This window comes from Streptomyces sp. NPDC021224 (genome assembly GCF_044332905.1).
Lineage (GTDB): Bacteria > Actinomycetota > Actinomycetes > Streptomycetales > Streptomycetaceae > Actinacidiphila.
This window is the reverse complement of the sequence record NZ_JBIRPW010000009.1, coordinates 267,770-285,568: the sequence shown is the minus strand read 5'-3', so window position 1 is coordinate 285,568 and position 17,799 is coordinate 267,770. Positions and strand designations below refer to the sequence as shown.

General features: G+C 70.7%; 14 protein-coding genes and 1 tRNA gene. 13 read left to right on the top strand and 2 right to left on the bottom strand.

The window, feature by feature from the left end; genetic code table 11:
* Nucleotides 1-1,585 (top strand): polymorphic toxin-type HINT domain-containing protein (locus ACH4PY_RS24165; RefSeq protein ID WP_398186492.1); only part of this gene is annotated, 1,585 nt, incomplete at its 5' end.
* Nucleotides 1,586-2,011: 426 nt separating this feature from the next.
* Here the strand turns inward: ACH4PY_RS24165 and ACH4PY_RS24160 are convergent.
* A complete protein-coding gene (locus ACH4PY_RS24160; RefSeq protein ID WP_398186489.1) occupies nucleotides 2,012-2,434 on the bottom strand; it encodes a hypothetical protein in 423 nt (140 codons plus the stop codon).
* Nucleotides 2,435-2,493: 59 nt separating this feature from the next.
* Between ACH4PY_RS24160 and ACH4PY_RS24155 the strand changes: the two genes are divergently transcribed.
* From ACH4PY_RS24155 to ACH4PY_RS24145, 3 genes are all read left to right on the top strand, one after another.
* On the top strand, nucleotides 2,494-3,261 hold the full coding sequence (locus ACH4PY_RS24155) for a transposase (RefSeq protein WP_398186486.1): 768 nt from the start codon (nucleotides 2,494-2,496) through the stop codon (nucleotides 3,259-3,261).
* 120 nt (nucleotides 3,262-3,381) lie between these two features.
* Nucleotides 3,382-3,606: a GNAT family N-acetyltransferase gene (locus ACH4PY_RS24150; RefSeq protein WP_398186519.1), complete on the top strand. Its 225-nt coding sequence runs from the start codon at nucleotides 3,382-3,384 to the stop codon at nucleotides 3,604-3,606.
* Between the two features lie 18 nt (nucleotides 3,607-3,624).
* Entirely contained in the window at nucleotides 3,625-4,188 is a 564-nt protein-coding gene (locus tag ACH4PY_RS24145) for a hypothetical protein (RefSeq protein ID WP_398186483.1), read from the top strand.
* A gap of 201 nt (nucleotides 4,189-4,389) precedes the next feature.
* Here the strand turns inward: ACH4PY_RS24145 and ACH4PY_RS24140 are convergent.
* Nucleotides 4,390-4,461: transfer RNA gene (locus ACH4PY_RS24140), tRNA-Arg, on the bottom strand.
* A gap of 139 nt (nucleotides 4,462-4,600) precedes the next feature.
* Between ACH4PY_RS24140 and ACH4PY_RS24135 the strand changes: the two genes are divergently transcribed.
* The 9 genes from ACH4PY_RS24135 (at nucleotide 4,601) to ACH4PY_RS24095 (ending at nucleotide 17,668) form a co-directional block, all read left to right on the top strand.
* Nucleotides 4,601-5,056: a response regulator transcription factor gene (locus ACH4PY_RS24135; protein ID WP_398186480.1), complete on the top strand. Its 456-nt coding sequence runs from the start codon at nucleotides 4,601-4,603 to the stop codon at nucleotides 5,054-5,056.
* A 77-nt stretch (nucleotides 5,057-5,133) separates the two neighbouring features.
* A complete protein-coding gene (nrtL, locus tag ACH4PY_RS24130) occupies nucleotides 5,134-6,348 on the top strand; it encodes an ArgS-related anticodon-binding protein NrtL (protein WP_398186477.1) in 1,215 nt (404 codons plus the stop codon).
* 15 nt (nucleotides 6,349-6,363) lie between these two features.
* The gene (gene lysA, locus ACH4PY_RS24125; RefSeq protein WP_398186475.1) at nucleotides 6,364-7,755 is read left to right on the top strand and encodes a diaminopimelate decarboxylase; all 1,392 of its coding nucleotides are present in this window, start codon (nucleotides 6,364-6,366) and stop codon (nucleotides 7,753-7,755) included.
* Between the two features lie 259 nt (nucleotides 7,756-8,014).
* Complete coding sequence (locus tag ACH4PY_RS24120) at nucleotides 8,015-9,376, top strand: homoserine dehydrogenase (protein ID WP_398186472.1); 1,362 nt, start codon at nucleotides 8,015-8,017, stop codon at nucleotides 9,374-9,376.
* Between the two features lie 6 nt (nucleotides 9,377-9,382).
* Nucleotides 9,383-10,474 (top strand): threonine synthase, encoded by a 1,092-nt coding sequence (gene thrC, locus ACH4PY_RS24115; protein WP_398186469.1) that lies wholly within the window; start codon nucleotides 9,383-9,385, stop codon nucleotides 10,472-10,474.
* Nucleotides 10,475-10,960: 486 nt separating this feature from the next.
* Nucleotides 10,961-11,884, top strand: coding sequence for a homoserine kinase (thrB, locus tag ACH4PY_RS24110; RefSeq protein WP_398186466.1), 924 nt, complete (start codon nucleotides 10,961-10,963; stop codon nucleotides 11,882-11,884).
* A 361-nt stretch (nucleotides 11,885-12,245) separates the two neighbouring features.
* Nucleotides 12,246-14,285, top strand: coding sequence for a transcription termination factor Rho (gene rho, locus ACH4PY_RS24105; RefSeq protein ID WP_398186464.1), 2,040 nt, complete (start codon nucleotides 12,246-12,248; stop codon nucleotides 14,283-14,285).
* 339 nt (nucleotides 14,286-14,624) lie between these two features.
* The gene (locus ACH4PY_RS24100) at nucleotides 14,625-16,397 is read left to right on the top strand and encodes a trypsin-like serine protease (protein ID WP_398186462.1); all 1,773 of its coding nucleotides are present in this window, start codon (nucleotides 14,625-14,627) and stop codon (nucleotides 16,395-16,397) included.
* A gap of 143 nt (nucleotides 16,398-16,540) precedes the next feature.
* The gene (locus ACH4PY_RS24095) at nucleotides 16,541-17,668 is read left to right on the top strand and encodes an LCP family protein (RefSeq protein WP_398186459.1); all 1,128 of its coding nucleotides are present in this window, start codon (nucleotides 16,541-16,543) and stop codon (nucleotides 17,666-17,668) included.
* Nucleotides 17,669-17,799 lie beyond the last annotated feature (131 nt).

Here is a 17,799-nt window from a genome sequence, read left to right as displayed (position 1 = left end):
CTACGGCGACACCCGCGGCCCCCAGGTGAGCTGGACCGACAACCGCGGCTTCCTCGACGCCCCCGACAACACCAACACCGGCCTCACCCAACTCGCCGCCCGCCAGTACGACCCCACCCTCGGCCGCTTCATCAGCCTCGACCCCCTCTTCGAAGCCACCGACGACCAACTCCTCAACGGCTACACCTACACCCGCGACAACCCCATCGGCCAAGCCGACCCCACCGGCCTTCGCCCGCTCGGCGAATGCGACGGCGCATGCAACACCGGTGCTTCCGACGTCTCCAAGCAGGAGTACGTAGATGCGCGGGCGGCAGAAGATGAGGCAGACAGCAATAATTCCGGAAGCGGCAGTAAATCGTCGTCAGGTAATTCGGCGGTAACTGAAGCGAAGTCGGTGGTCAGTAAACTTTCGTCCGACAAACTTGACTGGCTGCGAAAGCATCTCGCCTTCTACATGAAGGATCCGCACTGGATGGATCCCGGCAGCGGGGCCAACAACGGGATTATCCTCAGTCTGGACAGGGCGATCCACGGTTCATATTCGTGGAAGGACCTGCTCAAGGCTTTCAAGGGCCCCCTGGCCGGAACGGCTGTAGCCGTAATCGGGACAGTCCTCTGCCCCGAGTCCGCCGGCGTGGGCTGCACGGTCGCAGTCGGCGCTGCCGCCGGGCTTGCGTCACAATGTGTCAACGACTGCGACAATGCTGAAGCTCTTGCGCTCGCTGCTGCAGCAGGTGCGGCAACGGCGTATGCAGGCGCCAAAATGAATGGGCTTGGAGCAGCCTGCAACAGCTTCTCAGCCGACACGAAGGTCTTGCTCGCGAACGGCAAGACCAAGGCGATCAAGGATGTTAAGAAGGGCGACGCCGTTGAAGCGGCGGACCCCGACAGCGGTCACCATCAAGGTCCACGGCCGGTAACAGCCACCATGGTCCACCACGATAACAATCTCGTTGACCTGACGATCAGTACCCCTGACGGCCACACCTCTGTCCTTCACACCACGACCGAGCACCCGTTCTGGGACGCCACCTTCCACGGCTGGGTGAACGCGATCGACCTCGTCGCAGGCCATCGTCTCGCCACCGCGTCCGGCCAGTCCGCGACCGTTACCGCGGTGGAGGCAACCCCCGGAGTAGCCGATCGCTACAACCTCACCGTGGAGCAGCTCCACACGTACTATGTGCTGGCAGGTGCAACGCCGGTACTCGTTCATAATTCGAGCTGTCCTTCATCTATCGCCCTTGGGCTTACTGAGACGGATGACAATCCATTTGCGCTCGCGGACTTCGCGGACAGCACTGGGGCCAAGATGTATAGCGATTGGCCTCAGGGTCAGAACTGGACAACGACTGTCCGGCAAGCCCTTGACCCGAAGAGTGGCGTGCAGATTCACTTTAATCTCGACGGGATTGACGACCCGGCCGAATTTGCGCGGCCGGCGGAAGGCTTGAAGGATCCGGAGATCGGCGGGTATACCGCTTGGGAGCTCGCGCAAATCAAGTCCGCTCCTGCCTCCGTTCAAGCTAGGGTTACGTGGTATTCCAATGGAGATGTAGTTCCCAATCCGTTCGGAGGTTAAAGGCTGTGGCGTTCGTGCCTGAAGACTCACGGGAAGGCCTACCGCTGCACTTCAAGCGGTCATTCCGCCTCTGGTGTTACGAGGTCTCCCATCGTCGACTCGTCCTGCGTGGCGAAGGTGGGGGTGAGTCCGAGGGCACCCTAGAGGTCGAGTTCCTTGACGTGTTGGGAGCGAAGGTTAGATCCAACTACGGAGACCTTGTGATGAGTGAGGCGGTTGACGCCTTGGAGATCGACCAATTTGTCGATGTGCCTGAACGTCATAGCTCTCGGTATCTCAGGCTCACGGTCTCGGATGGTATCCATGATGGATTTGTGGTCTGCGGCTCATTTCATATTCATGCAGGCGGCTGAATCTCGCGTTGGTGCAGCTCTTGTATAAATATCCCTAAGGGCTGTCCCGAAAACGCCGCGCGAGAAGACGCCGTTACGGACGGCTCTCCGCGTCGTGAGCCGGTGACAGCCCTACCAGTGCGTCTACGGCCTCGCCAGCGTTCGGCGTGGCGAGTACGAGTACGGGGTCGGGCTTCCGAAGGAGGAGGCCGCTCCAGACTCGGAAAGTAGGACGGCCCTCCGGCTCGGCGGTGTCGAAGGAGATGGACCCCGCCAGCTCGTTCACGTCATGTGCGGCACGCATCCAGAACGTTGGACCGTCCACGAACCGAAGAAAGTTGTGGCTGGTGAACGGATACCACTGGCTCAACGCGCTCGCCCTGGCGGCCAGCACCAACTCCTCTGCGACAGGAGGAACCCACGAGTCGGTTCCTTGCACCGCGGCGTCGGCGGACCGCGCGCATTCCTCCACCCAGTCCCAGGCATCTGCCAGCGACCACGGGGCGTTCGTCTCCATCCACCAAGTCTGGCGCGATGTAGAGGCGGTCACGTTGGATACGATGAGATGATCTTGGTGTGGCTGGTGTGATCACGGCGTCAGAGCCGTCCTGGATAGCCCCGTTCACCGGGCTGAGCCCGCGCTGCTTCGGCGAGCTGATGACCGTGGTGCGGTGTGAGGTCTCGGACAAGCCGCGGCGCGGGAGGCCGTGGAGCCTGACATTGGAGGACCGGGTGCTGCTGGTCGCGGCGTATTGGCGCACCAACTTGACGCTGCGCCAACTCGCCCTGCTGTTCGGCGTCTCGAAGTCTGCCGCCGACCGAATCATCAACTATCTCGGGCCAAAACTTGCACTCCGGCCGAGGCAGCGCTTCGTGAAGGACACCGTCCTGATTGTGGACGGCACCCTGGTGCCCACCCGCGACCACTCGGTGGCCGAGCAGTCGAAGAACTACCGCTACTCCACGAACCACCAGGTTGTCATCGATGCCGACACCCGGCTCGTCGTGGTCGTCGGCCGGCCGCTGCCCGGCAACCGCAACGACTGCAAGGCATGGGAGGAATCCGGAGCGAAGGCTGCCGTCGGCACGACGGTGACCATCGCGGACGGAGGCTATCCGGGCACCGGACTGGTGATGCCCCACCGCCGCCGCAAGGGCGAAGAGTTGCCCGGCTGGAAGCAGGCCCACAACAAGTCCCACAAACAGGTTCGCGCCCGCGTCGAGCACGTCTTCGCCCGCATGAAGACCTGGAAGATCCTCCGCGACTGCCGCCTCAAAGGCGACGGCGTCCACCACGCCATGCTGGGCATCGCTCAGATGCACAACCTCGCCCTCGCCGGATAAACCACCCCGGCCACATAGCAGCCCACCAAGCCCGAGGACCTCAGAGATCATTTACGGGACAGCCCTTAGGTATTTGATCCGTTTCCTTCTTTGCTTGGCGGCCTTATGTAATGCCATCGGATCGCAAAGAGAGAAGCCCCCCGGATGTGGGTGGATTCCAGTGACCACTACTTCAGGGAGGACGACAGGGAAGCGTGCTTCATCCGCATCGACGGCGCCCTGGCCGGGTTCAGCATGACGCGAGGGCTCGATGACAGCGTCCGGGAGGTGAGCGAGTTCTTCGTCCTGCGCCGGCACCGCCGGCTGGGTGCGGGCCGCATCATGGTCACCGGTGACGACGAATAGCCGGAAGGAGCGGTGTCCGTGAGCGGGGACTCGGCCTTGACCACGCTGTGGCAGCAGCAGTGGCCGTACTGCCTTCCGGTCGGGTACAAGCTTCGGGGCCCTTATCGGGACGTCTGGGTGCGCTTTCACAGCTTGCCCGAGTCGAAGAGGTATGCAGAGGACGAGGCCGAGTACGCCGTCGTCCTGGACCGCTACAACACCGTTCTCGACGAACTGTTCGCAGGTGCGGACGTGTACGTGATCATCCCGGTGTGGACGGCCGGACCCGATGTCCCGCCGTCCCGGCCGGGTGCCGACTACTGGTGCGGTCTGCTGACGGAGGACGACCCGGACCCGGACTTCCGCACGTACTCCCACCTCTTCGTTGAACGTCGCCTCTGGCAGCGCGGCTGCATCGATGAGCTGCTGCGCGACGTGGCCGACGACAAGGCAGGGGGCGTCATGATCACCGACATCGGTATGCGGCGCATTTATCACCCCTACGACGGTGGCGCCGATGTCTTCGGCGCTACATCCCGAGAACGAGACAGTATCCGGGATCGTCATGTCGACTGGCTCTCCAGCCATCCGTCCGGACTCTGAACCACTCGATCTGTGTTCTCACCAGCCCCGTGAAGTGCGCGAACGAGCCCAAGATCCACACGCTATTACAACGTGATCACTGACATCGGGCTGCGTTCGGCCGCTCCCGGCTGCGCACGGGCCGGGAAAGCAGAGAACCTCGCGCACAGCGTTTCGGCTGGTCGCGAGGCGGATGGTCAAGTATCTCAATCGTCACCTGGGTGCCCCCGGCAGGATTCGAACCTGCGCACACGGCTCCGGAGGCCGTTGCTCTATCCCCTGAGCTACGGGGGCGACGGGAAGAACACTACCAGGGTGGAGGGGGTGGGGCGGACAGGGTTTGTGGGGGGTGACGTAGGGGTGGGCGGGGTGGGAGGGGGAGAAATGGGCAAAACGCGGACGCATCAGGAGTCGCGCGCCTACGCTTCGGGGTGTGGCGGGAGCGACCGGCCGGGTGCTTGTTGTGGATGACAACAAGGTGATCCGGCAGTTGATCAGGGTCAACCTGGAGCTGGAGGGCTTCGAGGTCGTGACCGCGGCCGATGGTGCCGAGTGCCTGGAAATAGTGCACAGCGTGCGGCCGGACGTCGTGACGCTGGATGTCGTCATGCCGCGGCTGGACGGGGTGCGGACGGCGGCGCGGCTGCGGGCGGACGCGGATCCGTGGACGCGGGGGGTCGGGATCGTCATGGTCAGCGGCGGCACCGCGCCGGAGGGGGTCGGGGGGCCGGGCGGGGCGGACGCCTTTGTCGGCAAGCCCTTCGAGCCCGCCGATCTTGTCGAGACGGTACGGCGGCTGGTCCGGCGGCGGGGTCCGGGTGCCCCCGGGGGGACGGGGGAGGCCGGTGAGCCGCGGGGGCAGGCCGCGGCCACTCCCGGTGGCGGGTGAGCCGTCCGTGGCGGGGGAGGTGACCTGGGGGAAATCCGCTCGGCGTGGGTGGGGGGTTCTCGCCTACGCTGTCCCCCGTGACCCCCGCTGAGCTGTCCTGGACCGTGCTGACCACGGTCAGGCGTGCCGTCGCGGCGGACGAACTGCGGGTGGACGTGCCCGAGAAGGTCGTCGTGCAGCGGCCGCCGCGGCCCGGGTGCGGCGACTACGCCACCAACGTCGCGCTCCAGCTCGCCGGGGCCGCCGGGCGCAGCCCGTACGAGGTCGCCGCCATCCTCGCGCCGCGGCTCGCCCGTGAACCGGGCATCGCCCAGGTCGAGATCGCCGGTGCGGGTTTCCTCAACATCACCCTCAGCGCGCGGGCCTACGCCGATGTCGTACGGCAGGTGCGGGAGCAGGGCGCGGCGGTGTACGGGCACGGGGACGGGCTCGCCGGGCAGCGCGTCACCGTCGTCCCGGACGCCGAGGGCGGGGAGGGCGGGGAGGCGGGCGTGGCTCCGCTGCGGGCCGGGGTCGTCGCGGAGGCCGTCAACGCCCTCCTGCGGGCCGCCGGTGCCGAGCCGGGGCCCCCCGAGCCCCTCCGCGTCACCGAGCCGGGCGGCGACGGTACGGCGCCGGCCCTCCGCGGCACGGGCGCCCCGTCTCCCGTCCCCGGCGGCCAGCAGGAGCCCGCGCCCAACGTCCCCGGCGGCCGCGCCGAGCCCGCCCCCAACGTCCCCGGCGGCCAGCAGAAGGGCGCCCCCCGCAGCCACGCCGAGCCCGCTCCCGGCGTACCCGGCGGTCACGCCGAGCCCGCCCCCGGCCCCCACCTCGGCCCCGACGCGCTGCGCTGGGCCCTTCTGCGGCCCCCCGCGGAGGACGTGCCGCGGCTCGACGCGCGCACCCTGCTCGCCCAGCGCGAAGCGAATCCGCTCTTCCGGGTGCGCTACGCGCACGCCCGTACCCGCGCGCTGCTGCGCAACGCCCAGGACCTGGGCGTACGTATCGAGGACCCGGCGGACGACGACCCGTACCGGCATCCGGCCGAGACGGAGCTGCTCGGGCTCGTCGCCGATTTTCCGCGGGTCGTCGAGACCGCCGCCCGCCGCCGTGCGCCCGATCGGCTCGCCCGGCATCTGGAGCGGCTGGCCGACGCGTATCTGCGCTTCCAGGACGAGTGCCCCGTGCTGCCGAAGGGGGACGAGAAACCCTCGGCCGTCCACGCTGCCCGGACCCGCCTCGCCGACGCGACCGGCATCGTGCTCGCCGACGGCCTGCACCTGCTCGGCATCAGCGCACCCGACCACCTCTGAGAAACCGAGAGACCAGTGAGCCGTTCCGCACACCCCGCCGGGCCCCGCCACGCCGACGTCCTGCCCGAGGGGCACTACACCGCTCCGCCCGCGGACCTGAACCACCTCGAACCGCAGGTGTGGTCCCGCACCGTGACCCGTAACGCCGACGGCGCCGTCGAGGTCGGCGGGCTGGACGTGCGCGATCTCGCCGCCGAGTACGGGACGCCCGCGTACATCCTGGACGAGGCGGACTTCCGGGCCCGCTGCCGCGCCTGGCGGGCCGCCTTCGGGACGGAGGCCGACGTCTTCTACGCCGGGAAGGCCTTCCTGTCCCGCGCCGTCGTGCGCTGGATCGACGAGGAGGGGCTGAACCTCGACGTGTGCTCCGGCGGCGAGCTGGCCGTCGCGCTCGACGCGGGCATGCCCGCCGACCGGATCGCGATGCACGGCAACAACAAGAGCAGCGCCGAGATCGACCGGGCGGTCGCCGCCGGGGTCGGCCGGATCGTCGTGGACTCCTTCCAGGAGATCGTCCGGGTCGCCGCGGCCGCCGAGCGGCACGGGCGGCGGCAGCGCGTGCAGATCCGCGTCACGGTCGGCGTCGAGGCGCACACCCACGAGTTCATCGCGACCGCGCACGAGGACCAGAAGTTCGGCCTGCCGCTGGCCGGCGGACAGGCCGCGGAGGCGGTGCGCCGGGTGCTGAAGCTGGAGAGCCTGGAGCTGGTCGGGCTGCACAGCCACATCGGCTCGCAGATCTTCGACATGTCCGGCTTCGAGGTCGCCGCCCGCCGAGTGGTCGGGCTGCTCGCCGAGATCCGCGACGAGCACGGGGTGCAGCTCCCGGAGATCGACCTCGGCGGCGGCCTCGGCATCGCCTACACGCCCGACGACGACCCGGCCGAGCCGCACCAGATCGCCAAGTCGCTCGCCGACATCGTCACCCGTGAGTGCGAGGCGGCCGGGCTGGAGCGCCCGCGGCTGTCGGTCGAGCCGGGCCGCGCGATCGTCGGCCCGACCGCCTTCACGCTGTACGAGGTGGGCACCGTCAAGCCGCTGGAGGCGCTGCGGACGTACGTCAGCGTCGACGGCGGCATGTCGGACAACATCCGTACCGCGCTCTACGACGCCGAGTACAGCGTGGCGCTCGTCTCGCGGCGCAGCGACGCCGCCCCGATGCTCAGCCGGGTCGTCGGCAAGCACTGCGAGAGCGGCGACATCGTCGTGAAGGACGCCTTCCTGCCCGCCGACCTGACGCCCGGCGACCTCGTCGCGGTGCCCGCCACCGGCGCGTACTGCCGCTCGATGGCCAGCAACTACAACCACGCGCTGCGCCCGCCGGTCGTCGCGGTGGCCGACGGGCAGGGGCGGGTGATCGTCCGCCGTGAGACGGAGGAGGACCTGCTGCGCCTCGACGTCGGCTGAGGCACAGGGCGGCGGGCGGTCCGATGACAGGATCTGCGGTCCGGGCGCGGCGCGCGGGGCGAAATGCCGCGCGCCCGTCCGCCCCTACCGCAAATCTCACGGTCCGCCGGGACGGTCTCGCATTCCGGACAGGGCGTGGCTTCTCCCTACCGGTGGGTGAGACTGGTGGCCTCCACGCCGTACGGTCCGGGCCCGGACCGGGACCGCGCGGGGGCGACACGGGAAACCACACGGGAAACCGTACGAGAGACGAGGTCGGATGATGCGTACGCGTCCGCTGAAGGTGGCGTTGCTGGGCTGCGGTGTGGTCGGCTCCGAGGTGACGCGCATCATCACGACGCAGACGGCCGACCTCGCCGCCCGCATCGGCGCCCCGATCGAGCTGGCCGGCATCGCCGTGCGCCGCCCCAACCGGGTGCGCGCCGGGGTGCCCGCCGAGCTGCTCACCACGGACGCCACCGCGCTCGTCAAACGCGGCGACATCGACGTCGTCGTCGAGGTCATCGGCGGCATCGAGCCGGTCCGCACGCTCATCACGACCGCCTTCGAGCACGGCGCCTCCGTCGTCTCGGCCAACAAGGCGCTGCTCGCCGCGGACGGCGCGAACCTGCACGCCAAGGCCGCCGAGCACGGCGTGGACCTCTACTACGAGGCCGCCGTCGCCGGTGCCATCCCGCTGATCCGGCCGCTGCGCGAGTCGCTGGCCGGCGACAAGGTCAACCGGGTGCTCGGCATCGTCAACGGCACCACCAACTTCATCCTCGACAAGATGGACAGCACCGGCGCCGGCTACAGCGAGGCGCTGGACGAGGCCACCGCGCTGGGATACGCGGAGGCCGACCCCACCGCCGACGTCGAGGGCTTCGACGCGGCGGCCAAGGCCGCGATCCTGTCCGGGATCGCCTTCCACACCCGGGTCACCATCGACGACGTCCACCGCGAGGGCCTGACCGAGGTCACCGCGGCCGACATCGCCTCGGCGAAGAAGATGGGCTGCACCGTCAAGCTGCTGGCCATCTGCGAGCGCGCCGCCGACGGCCGCTCCGTCACGGCCAGGGTGCACCCGGCGATGATCCCCCTCAGCCACCCCCTGGCGTCCGTCCGCGGCGCCTACAACGCCGTCTTCGTCGAGGCGGAGGCGGCGGGGCAGCTGATGTTCTACGGTCCCGGCGCGGGCGGTGCACCCACCGCCTCCGCCGTACTCGGCGACCTGGTGGCCGCCTGCCGCAACAAACTGGCAGGGACCACGGGAGCCGGCGAGTCCGCGTACACGCAACTGCCGGTGAGCCCGATGGGCGATGTGGTCACCCGTTACCACATCAGCCTTGACGTGGCGGACAAACCGGGCGTCCTCGCACAGGTCGCCACGGTGTTCGCCGAGCACGACGTGTCCATCGACACGGTGCGGCAGCAGGGCAGGAGCCAGAGCGGCGGCGACACCAACGACGGTGCCGCTGCCGAACAGCAGACCGGTGCGGTACGGCGCGCGGGCGGCGAGGCCTCGCTCGTCGTCGTCACCCACCGCGCACCGGACGCCGCACTGTCGGCGACGGTCGAGAGCCTGCGCAAACTCGACACCGTACGCGGCGTCGCCAGCATCATGCGTGTGGAAGGGGAGTAGCCCGCTATGAACGCAACCATCGACCAGCCCCGAATGTCCGGCACCCACCAGTGGCGCGGCATCATCGAGGAGTACCGCGACCGGCTCCCGGTCACCGCGGACACCCCGGTGGTCACGCTGCTGGAGGGTGGCACCCCGCTCGTCCCGGCCCAGCTGCTGTCGGAGCGCACCGGGTGCGACGTGTACCTCAAGGTCGAGGGCGCGAACCCGACCGGGTCCTTCAAGGACCGCGGCATGACCATGGCCATCACCAAGGCCAAGGAGGACGGCGCCCAGGCCGTCATCTGCGCCTCCACCGGCAACACCTCCGCCTCCGCCGCCGCCTACGCCGTCCGCGCGGGCATGGTGTGCGCGGTGCTCGTGCCGCAGGGCAAGATCGCGCTCGGCAAGATGGGCCAGGCGCTCGTCCACGGCAGCCGCATCCTCCAGGTCGACGGCAACTTCGACGACTGCCTCGACCTCGCCCGCGGCCTGAGCGAGAAGTACCCGGTCGCGCTCGTCAACTCCGTCAACCCGGTACGCATCGAGGGCCAGAAGACCGCGGCCTTCGAGGTCGTCGACGCGCTCGGCGACGCCCCCGACCTGCACCTGCTGCCGGTCGGCAACGCGGGCAACATCACCGCCTACTGGCGTGGCTACAAGGAGTACGCCGCCGACGGCGTCTCCACCCGCACCCCGCGCATGTGGGGCTTCCAGGCGGCCGGCTCCGCCCCGATCGTCAACGGCGCGCCGGTGCGCTCCCCGCAGACGATCGCGACCGCGATCCGGATCGGCAACCCCGCGTCCTGGCAGTACGCGGAGGCCGCGCGCGACGAGTCCGGCGGCCTCATCGAGGCGGTGACGGACCGGCAGATCCTCTCCGCGTACCGCCTGCTGGCGGCGAAGGAGGGCGTCTTCGTCGAGCCCGCCTCGGCAGCGTCGGTCGCGGGCCTGCTCAAGGCGGCGGAGGAGGGCAAGGTCGATCCCGGCCAGCGCATCGTCTGCACGGTCACCGGAAACGGCCTCAAGGACCCGGACTGGGCCGTCGCCGGCGCCCCGGCCCCGCTGACCGTCCCCGTCGACGCGGACGCCGCCGCCCAGAGCCTCGGCCTGGCGTAAGAGCTCGCCCCGTCAGGGGCGCGGGGAACTGCGCGCGCAACCATCCACCGGCCGGTGGTCCGGAACGGACCGGACTGCCCCTTTCGGTCGGTGACGACGTGCACCACCGTGGTGGGTTGGCCGCGCAGTTCTCCCCCAGGCTCCGCCTGGGAGGTGCCCCCACGCGCCCCTAAAAACGCTCGCCCGGCGCGGCAAGAGCCTGCTCGCACCGCCGTGCCCGGCGAGAACGCGCCGCCCCGCGCAGCAGGGGAAACCCGGTGGGGCGCAGGGGGCGCCCGGGAAGCCACGCCGGCGAGGCGACACGCATCGCGCGCTGTGCGTGCGCCCTATGTCGCAGGAGAACCTTCCTTCGATAAGCTGGGACCCAGCGGCACCGCAGCGTGCCCCTATCCGGCGGATGCCAACCCCGCATCGCCACTCCCGCCCCGCCGCCCGGCAATGGTGCCGCGCCCGGAGGGCGTACCGCACAAGGAGATTCGTCGAACGATGGCCGGTCCCGCGTTCCGCGCTGCCGCTGTACGAGTGCGCGTCCCCGCGACCAGCGCGAACCTCGGGCCCGGGTTCGACGCATTCGGGCTGGCCCTCGGGCTCTACGACGACGTCGTGGTGCGGGTCGCGGATTCCGGGCTGCACGTCGACATTGCCGGCGAGGGCGCCGACACGCTCGCGCGCGACGAGAAACACCTGGTCGTCCGCTCGCTGCGGACCGCTTTCGACCTGCTCGGCGGCCAGCCGCGCGGCCTGGAGGTGGTGTGCGCCAACCGCATTCCGCACGGCCGCGGCCTCGGCTCGTCCTCGGCCGCGATCTGCGCGGGCATCATCGCCGCGCGGGCGGTGACGATAGGCGGCGCGTCCGCGCTGGACGACACCGCACTGCTGGAGCTGGCGACGGAGATCGAGGGGCACCCGGACAACGTCGCGGCGTGTCTGCTCGGCGGTTTCACGCTGGCCTGGAGCGAGGGCGGGGCGGCGCGGGCGATCCGGATGGACCCGGCGCAGTCGCTGGTCCCGGTGGTCTTCGTGCCCGCCGATCCGGTGCTGACGGAGACCGCGCGCGGCCTGCTGCCGCGTACCGTCCCGCATGTGGACGCGGCGGCCAACGCCGGGCGCGCCGCACTGCTCGTGGAGGCGCTGACCAGGCGCCCCGAGCTGCTGCTGCCGGCCACCGAGGATCGGCTGCACCAGGACTACCGCACCCCGGCGATGCCGGAGACGCTGGCGCTGGTGAACCGTCTGCGCGGCGAGGGCGTCCCTGCTGTCGTGTCGGGCGCGGGGCCGACGGTCCTGGCGCTGACCGACGAGGGGGCCGCCGACAAGGTCTCCCGGCACGCGGGCGAGGGATGGGCGGCGCACCGCCTGTCGCTGGACGCTGCCGGGGCGTGTGTACTGCCGCTCGCCGGGGGGCAGTGACACGATTGCCGGGCGTGAGAGGGGGAATGTTTGTTGGATCCGGTAGTGTTAATCTCAAGCCTGCATTCGGAGCCCGATGGGCAGGATGCACCGTGTCCCTTCCGTGGGACCGCTTTTCTTCCGGGAGCCTCCCACACCGCATAGGGCACGGTCCGAGCAGTCGGATTCCTGACCCGCGCGATGCTGAGCACGCTCCGGATATTCGGTACGAGTTCCCTCCGTGCCGAAGGCACGTACGTATTTCTGCCGCCATCAGGCGGACCACCGCCCCGGTTCTGGACAGCGGGAACGCCCAGATCCGGACAGCACGACCGGTCGCCGAGCCAGACAGGCCGACGTCCGCTCCAGGGAAGGACCCTTCGTGAGCGACACCACCGATCTGATGGGCGTGCGCGCAGATGACACTGTCGCCTCGTCCGATGCCGCCGCGTCCGCGGGCGGTGCTGCCACGGCCAGCCCGTCGCGCCGCCGCCGGACCGGGACCGGCCTGGACGGCATGGTGCTGGCCGAACTGCAGCAGCTCGCCTCCGGGCTCGGCATCAAGGGCACCGCGCGCATGCGCAAGAGCCAGCTGATCGAGACCATCAAGGAGCGCCAGGCCGGCGGCGGAGCCGCGCAGGCGGCCGCCCCCGCGGCCGGCGACGGCGCGGCGGAGAAGCCCAAGCGGCGCGCGACGTCCAAGGCGCGTCTGGAGCAGACCGGCGACGACACCGCCGCGGCGGCCGCGGGCGGCGCCCGTGCCGCGACCGCGACGGCCACCGCGGCGCCGGAGCAGCGCGAGCAGCGGCAGGAGTCCCAGCAGATCGAGATCCCCGGCCAGCCGGCCGGGGAGCAGGCCAAGGCCGCGAAGAGCGACCAGAAGGCCGACCAGCGGGCGGAGAAGGCCGAGCAGGCCGCCGACACCGCCGAGGGCCGCGCCGACACCAAGGGCGAGGCCAAGCAGGGCGACGGCAAGGGCGGCGACGACCGCCAGGAGCGCCGCCGCGGCGACCGCCGGGAGCGGCAGCGCGACCGCCAGCGCAACCGTGAGGACGGCGGCGGCCAGGGCGGCGGCCGGCAGCAGCAGGGCCAGGGCCAGGGCCAGGGTCAGGGCGGCGGTCAGGGCCAGCAGCAGGGCCAGGGCGGCGGCGGTCAGGGCGGCGCCCAGGACGACGACGACTTCGGTGACGGCCGCGGTCGCCGCCGGGGCCGCTACCGCGACCGCAGAGGGCGTGGGAACCGCCGCGAGGAGTTCGGCGGCGGCGAGCCGCAGGTCGCCGACGACGATGTGCTGATCCCGGTCGCGGGCATCCTCGACATCCTCGACAACTACGCGTTCATCCGCACCTCCGGCTACCTGCCGGGCCCGAACGACGTCTACGTCTCGCTCGCCCAGGTGCGCAAGAACGGGCTGCGCAAGGGCGACCACGTCACCGGTGCGGTCCGGCAGCCCAAGGACGGCGAGCGGCGCGAGAAGTTCAACGCGCTGGTGCGGCTGGACTCCGCGAACGGCATGGCGGCCGACTCCGGCCGGGGCCGTCCGGAGTTCAACAAGCTCACCCCGCTCTACCCGCAGGACCGGCTGCGGCTGGAGACCGACCCGGGCGTGCTGACGACCCGGATCATCGACCTGGTCTCGCCGATCGGCAAGGGCCAGCGCGGTCTGATCGTGGCCCCGCCGAAGACCGGCAAGACCATGATCATGCAGGCCATCGCGAACGCGATCACCACCAACAGCCCCGAGTGCCACCTCATGGTGGTCCTGGTGGACGAGCGTCCCGAAGAGGTCACCGACATGCAGCGGTCGGTCAAGGGCGAGGTCATCTCCTCGACCTTCGACCGCCCCGCCGAGGACCACACCACGGTCGCCGAGCTGGCCATCGAGCGCGCCAAGCGCCTGGTGGAGCTGGGCCACGACGTCGTCGTGCTGCTGGACTCGATCACCCGTCTCGGCCGCGCCTACAACCTGGCCGCGCCCGCCTCGGGCCGCATCCTGTCCGGTGGTGTGGACTCCACCGCGCTCTACCCGCCGAAGCGGTTCTTCGGCGCCGCCCGCAACATCGAGGACGGCGGCTCGCTGACGATTCTCGCCACCGCGCTGGTCGAGACCGGCTCGCGGATGGACGAGGTGATCTTCGAGGAGTTCAAGGGCACCGGCAACATGGAGCTCAAGCTCGACCGCAAGCTCTCCGACAAGCGCATCTTCCCCGCGGTGGACGTCGACGCGTCCAGCACCCGCAAGGAGGAGATCCTGCTCGGCGGCGAGGAGCTGGCCATCGTCTGGAAGCTGCGCCGGGTGCTGCACGCCCTGGACCAGCAGCAGGCGATCGAGCTGCTGCTGGACAAGATGAAGCAGACGAAGTCCAACGCGGAGTTCCTCATGCAGATCGCGAAGACCACCCCGGGCCAGAACAACGACTGACCCGCGGCCGTCCCGCACACGGCCCCGCCCGCCGGTACCCCCGGCGGGCGGGGCCGTTTCCGTATCCGGGGGACGGGGGACGGGGGACGGGGGACGGGGGACGGGGGACGGGGGACGCGGACGGGACGGGGGCGCGGGGCTCGCGGATCCGCCGGGTTGCAGCGCTTCCACGGGCTTTCCGCCTGTCTGCGGCGAAAGCACCGAAGTCCGTGGCGGCGGGCTGAAGGCCGGTCATATGCTCGGCGGGCCGCGGCAGACGGGCCCGCGGCGCTTCCACCTGCTCCACCGCTTCTCCTGCCCGTCGCTCTCGACGATGCCTCCCGACGACAGGAGTCGCGGATGTTCCCTGCCCGTACGAGCACCGGCCACCGGCTGCGGCGCCGAGCGCTGCCCGCCGCACTGGCCGCGCTCGGCGCGCTCGCCGCCGGCGCGCTCGCGTCCGCCCCGGCCCGGGCCGACGCGGCCCCGCCGGCGATATCCGCCCCCGCGGCCCCCGCGCCCGCCAGGGCGCACGCCGACGCGCTGCTCAAGCGCGCGATACGTGCGCACGCCGCCACCGCCACCGCCCCGAGGGCCGCGAAGGGCGCGTCGCCCGACACGGTCGGCCCGCACGTCATCGGCGGCACGCCCGCCGGGGCCGGGGCCGCGCCCTGGATGGTCCAGCTCTGGTACGACGACGACAACGGCACCCCGAACAACACCGCCGACGACGACGCGTTCTTCTGCGGCGGCAGCGTCGTGTCGGCCTGGAAGGTCCTGACGGCCGCGCACTGCGTGCAGGGCTACGACATGCCCTCCTTCGCCATCCTGATCACCGGCACCGACCAGCTGCCCACGATCGATCCGGACGGCGCCCTCAACCTGCACGGCGGCACCGAGAACTTCGTCTCCCGCGCCTGGTCGCACCCGTCCTTCAGCGAGACGACGGCCCGCGACGACGTCGGCGTGCTGACCCTGGACCAGGCCACCGGCGCCACCGCGCTGCCGATCGCGGCCCCCGGCGACACCGCCTCGTACGCCGCCGGCACCCCGGCGACGCTCTACGGCTGGGGCCAGACGTCCTCGACCGACACCGACCTCGCGCAGACGCTCCAGAAGGCCTCCCTGCCGGTCACCGCGGACAGCGCCTGCTCCGCGGCCTACGGCAGCCTCTTCGTGCCCTCCGTCATGGTGTGCGCGGGCACCCCGTCGGCCGGCGGTGACGCCGGGACGACGGCGGGCTGCTTCGGCGACTCCGGCGGCCCGCTGGTGGTCGCCGGGCGGATCGTCGGGGTGATGTCCTGGGTCGTCGACGAATGCGTCACCAAGGGCTCCTACAGCGTCTTCAGCCGGGTCTCCGCGCTGTCCGGGGCGATCGCCCAGCGGATGGACGACACGAACCTCTCCGGTGACGGCCAGGCCGACCTGTTCGCCGTCGACGGCAGCGGCAACGGCTGGCTCTACGCGGGCCGCACCAACGCCTTCGCGGCCCGCCAGGCCTGGGGCAGCTACCCGTCCACCACGCTCGTCCGGCAGGACGACTTCGACGTGGACGGGGTGCAGGACCTGATGACGCGCACCTCGGACGGCCGCCTGCACTTCACCGAGTCCGGCCGCGACCCGGTCGTGACCGGCGCCGGGTGGTCCTCGATGGCCTCCATCCTGCTGCCGGGCGACCTCGACGGCGACGGATGGCCCGACCTCGTCGCCACCGACGCCGGCGGCAGCGCGTGGTTCTACCCGGGCGGTGACCAGACCCGTCTGGTCACCCGGTCGCTGATCGGCACCGGCTGGCAGATCTACGGCGGGGACATCTACGGCAAGGGCGACCTGACCGGTGACGGCCGCCCCGACCTGGTCGCCCGCGACAGCTCCGGCACCCTGTGGCTCTACCAGGGCACGGGCAAGGCCCCGGGGGCATGGGCGGCCCGCACCAAGATCGGCACGGGCTGGAACACGTACAACGCCTTCGCCGCCGTCGGTGACGTCACCGGTGACGGCAACGCCGACCTGCTGGCCCGCGACAGCTCCGGCACCCTGTGGATCTACGACGGCACGGGCTCGGCCGCCGCGCCCTACGCGGCCCGGGTCAAGATCGGCGCCGGCTGGAGCGGCTACTCCCTGTTCGGCTGAGGTGACGGCCTGCCGATGACGTCACGCACTCGTCACCGTATGTGACGAAAAAATCGTCCGCGTACCCCCTGACCTGGGGGTACGCGGACGACGCCGGACTCCTGCGGATGCCGACCCCGGCAGGTGCGGCGCACGATGGAGGAATGTCCGGTACAGGCAGCCCCAGGCCTCCGGCCGGCGCCTCGCCCCTGGGGGCGGGAAAGCGCCGGCGGCGCGGGCTGCGGATCACCGCGTGGGTCGCGGCGGGCGTGGTGCTCGCGGGGGCAGGCGCCGCCGGGTACGTGTACACGCGGCTCAACGGCAACATCCACAGCGTGGACATCGACGCCGCGCTCGGCGACGACCGCCCGGTCAAGCTCGGCAACGGCGCGATGGACATCCTGGTGCTCGGCTCGGACTCCCGCTCCGGCGCCAACCGCGAGTACGGCCACGACGGCGGCTCCGCCCGCTCGGACACCGCGATGGTCGTCCACCTGGCCAAGGGCCACAAGCGGGCCACCGTCGTCAGCATCCCGCGCGACACCCTCGTCCACCGCCCCGAGTGCGCCAAGCCCAAGGGCGGCACCGCCCCGGCCGCGCCGCGGGCGATGTTCAACAGCGCCTACGCCGTCGGCGGCCCGGCCTGCGCGGTCAAGACCGTGGAGAAGCTCACCGGCCTGCGCATGGACCACTACGTCGAGGTCGACTTCACCGGCTTCAAGAACCTGGTCAACGCCCTCGGCGGGGTCCCGCTCACCACCACGCAGGCGATCCGCGACCCCAAGAGCCACCTCGACCTCGACGCCGGCGCCCACACCCTGGACGGCGACCAGGCGCTCGGCCTGGTCCGCACCCGGCACGGCATAGCCGACGGCAGCGATCTCGGCCGTATCCAGCTGCAGCAGGCCTTCCTGAAGGCCCTCATGGACCGGGTACGGGGCCTGGGGCTGCTCACCAGCCCCACCAAGCTGTTCTCGGTCGCCGACACCGCCACGAGCGCCGTGACGACCGACACGGGCCTCGGCTCGGTCGGCAAGCTCATGAGCCTGGCGCAGAGCGTGCGCGGCCTGAAGTCCGGGCAGATCCACATGGTGACGCTGCCCGTACGCTTCGCACCCACCGACCGTAACCGGGTGGAGCCCATCCCGAAGAAGGCCGCGACGGTGTGGGCCGCGCTGCGCGCCGACAAGACCGTGCCGCCCTCCGCGCTCACCGGCTCGGCGGCCGACCGGACCGACGCCGGCAAGGTCGTCGGGCCCGACTCCGGGCAGCCCGCGCCGGAAAAGCGCTGACCTGCGGTAAGGCCTGATCGTCAGGGACGGGAATGATCCGCGCCCGGACCTGGTTTTGGGAGATGCGGCCAGTGCTGGCAGACTGGTCCGCTGGCCCCGGTTCACGCTGACGCAAACCCGCCAAGCGACCC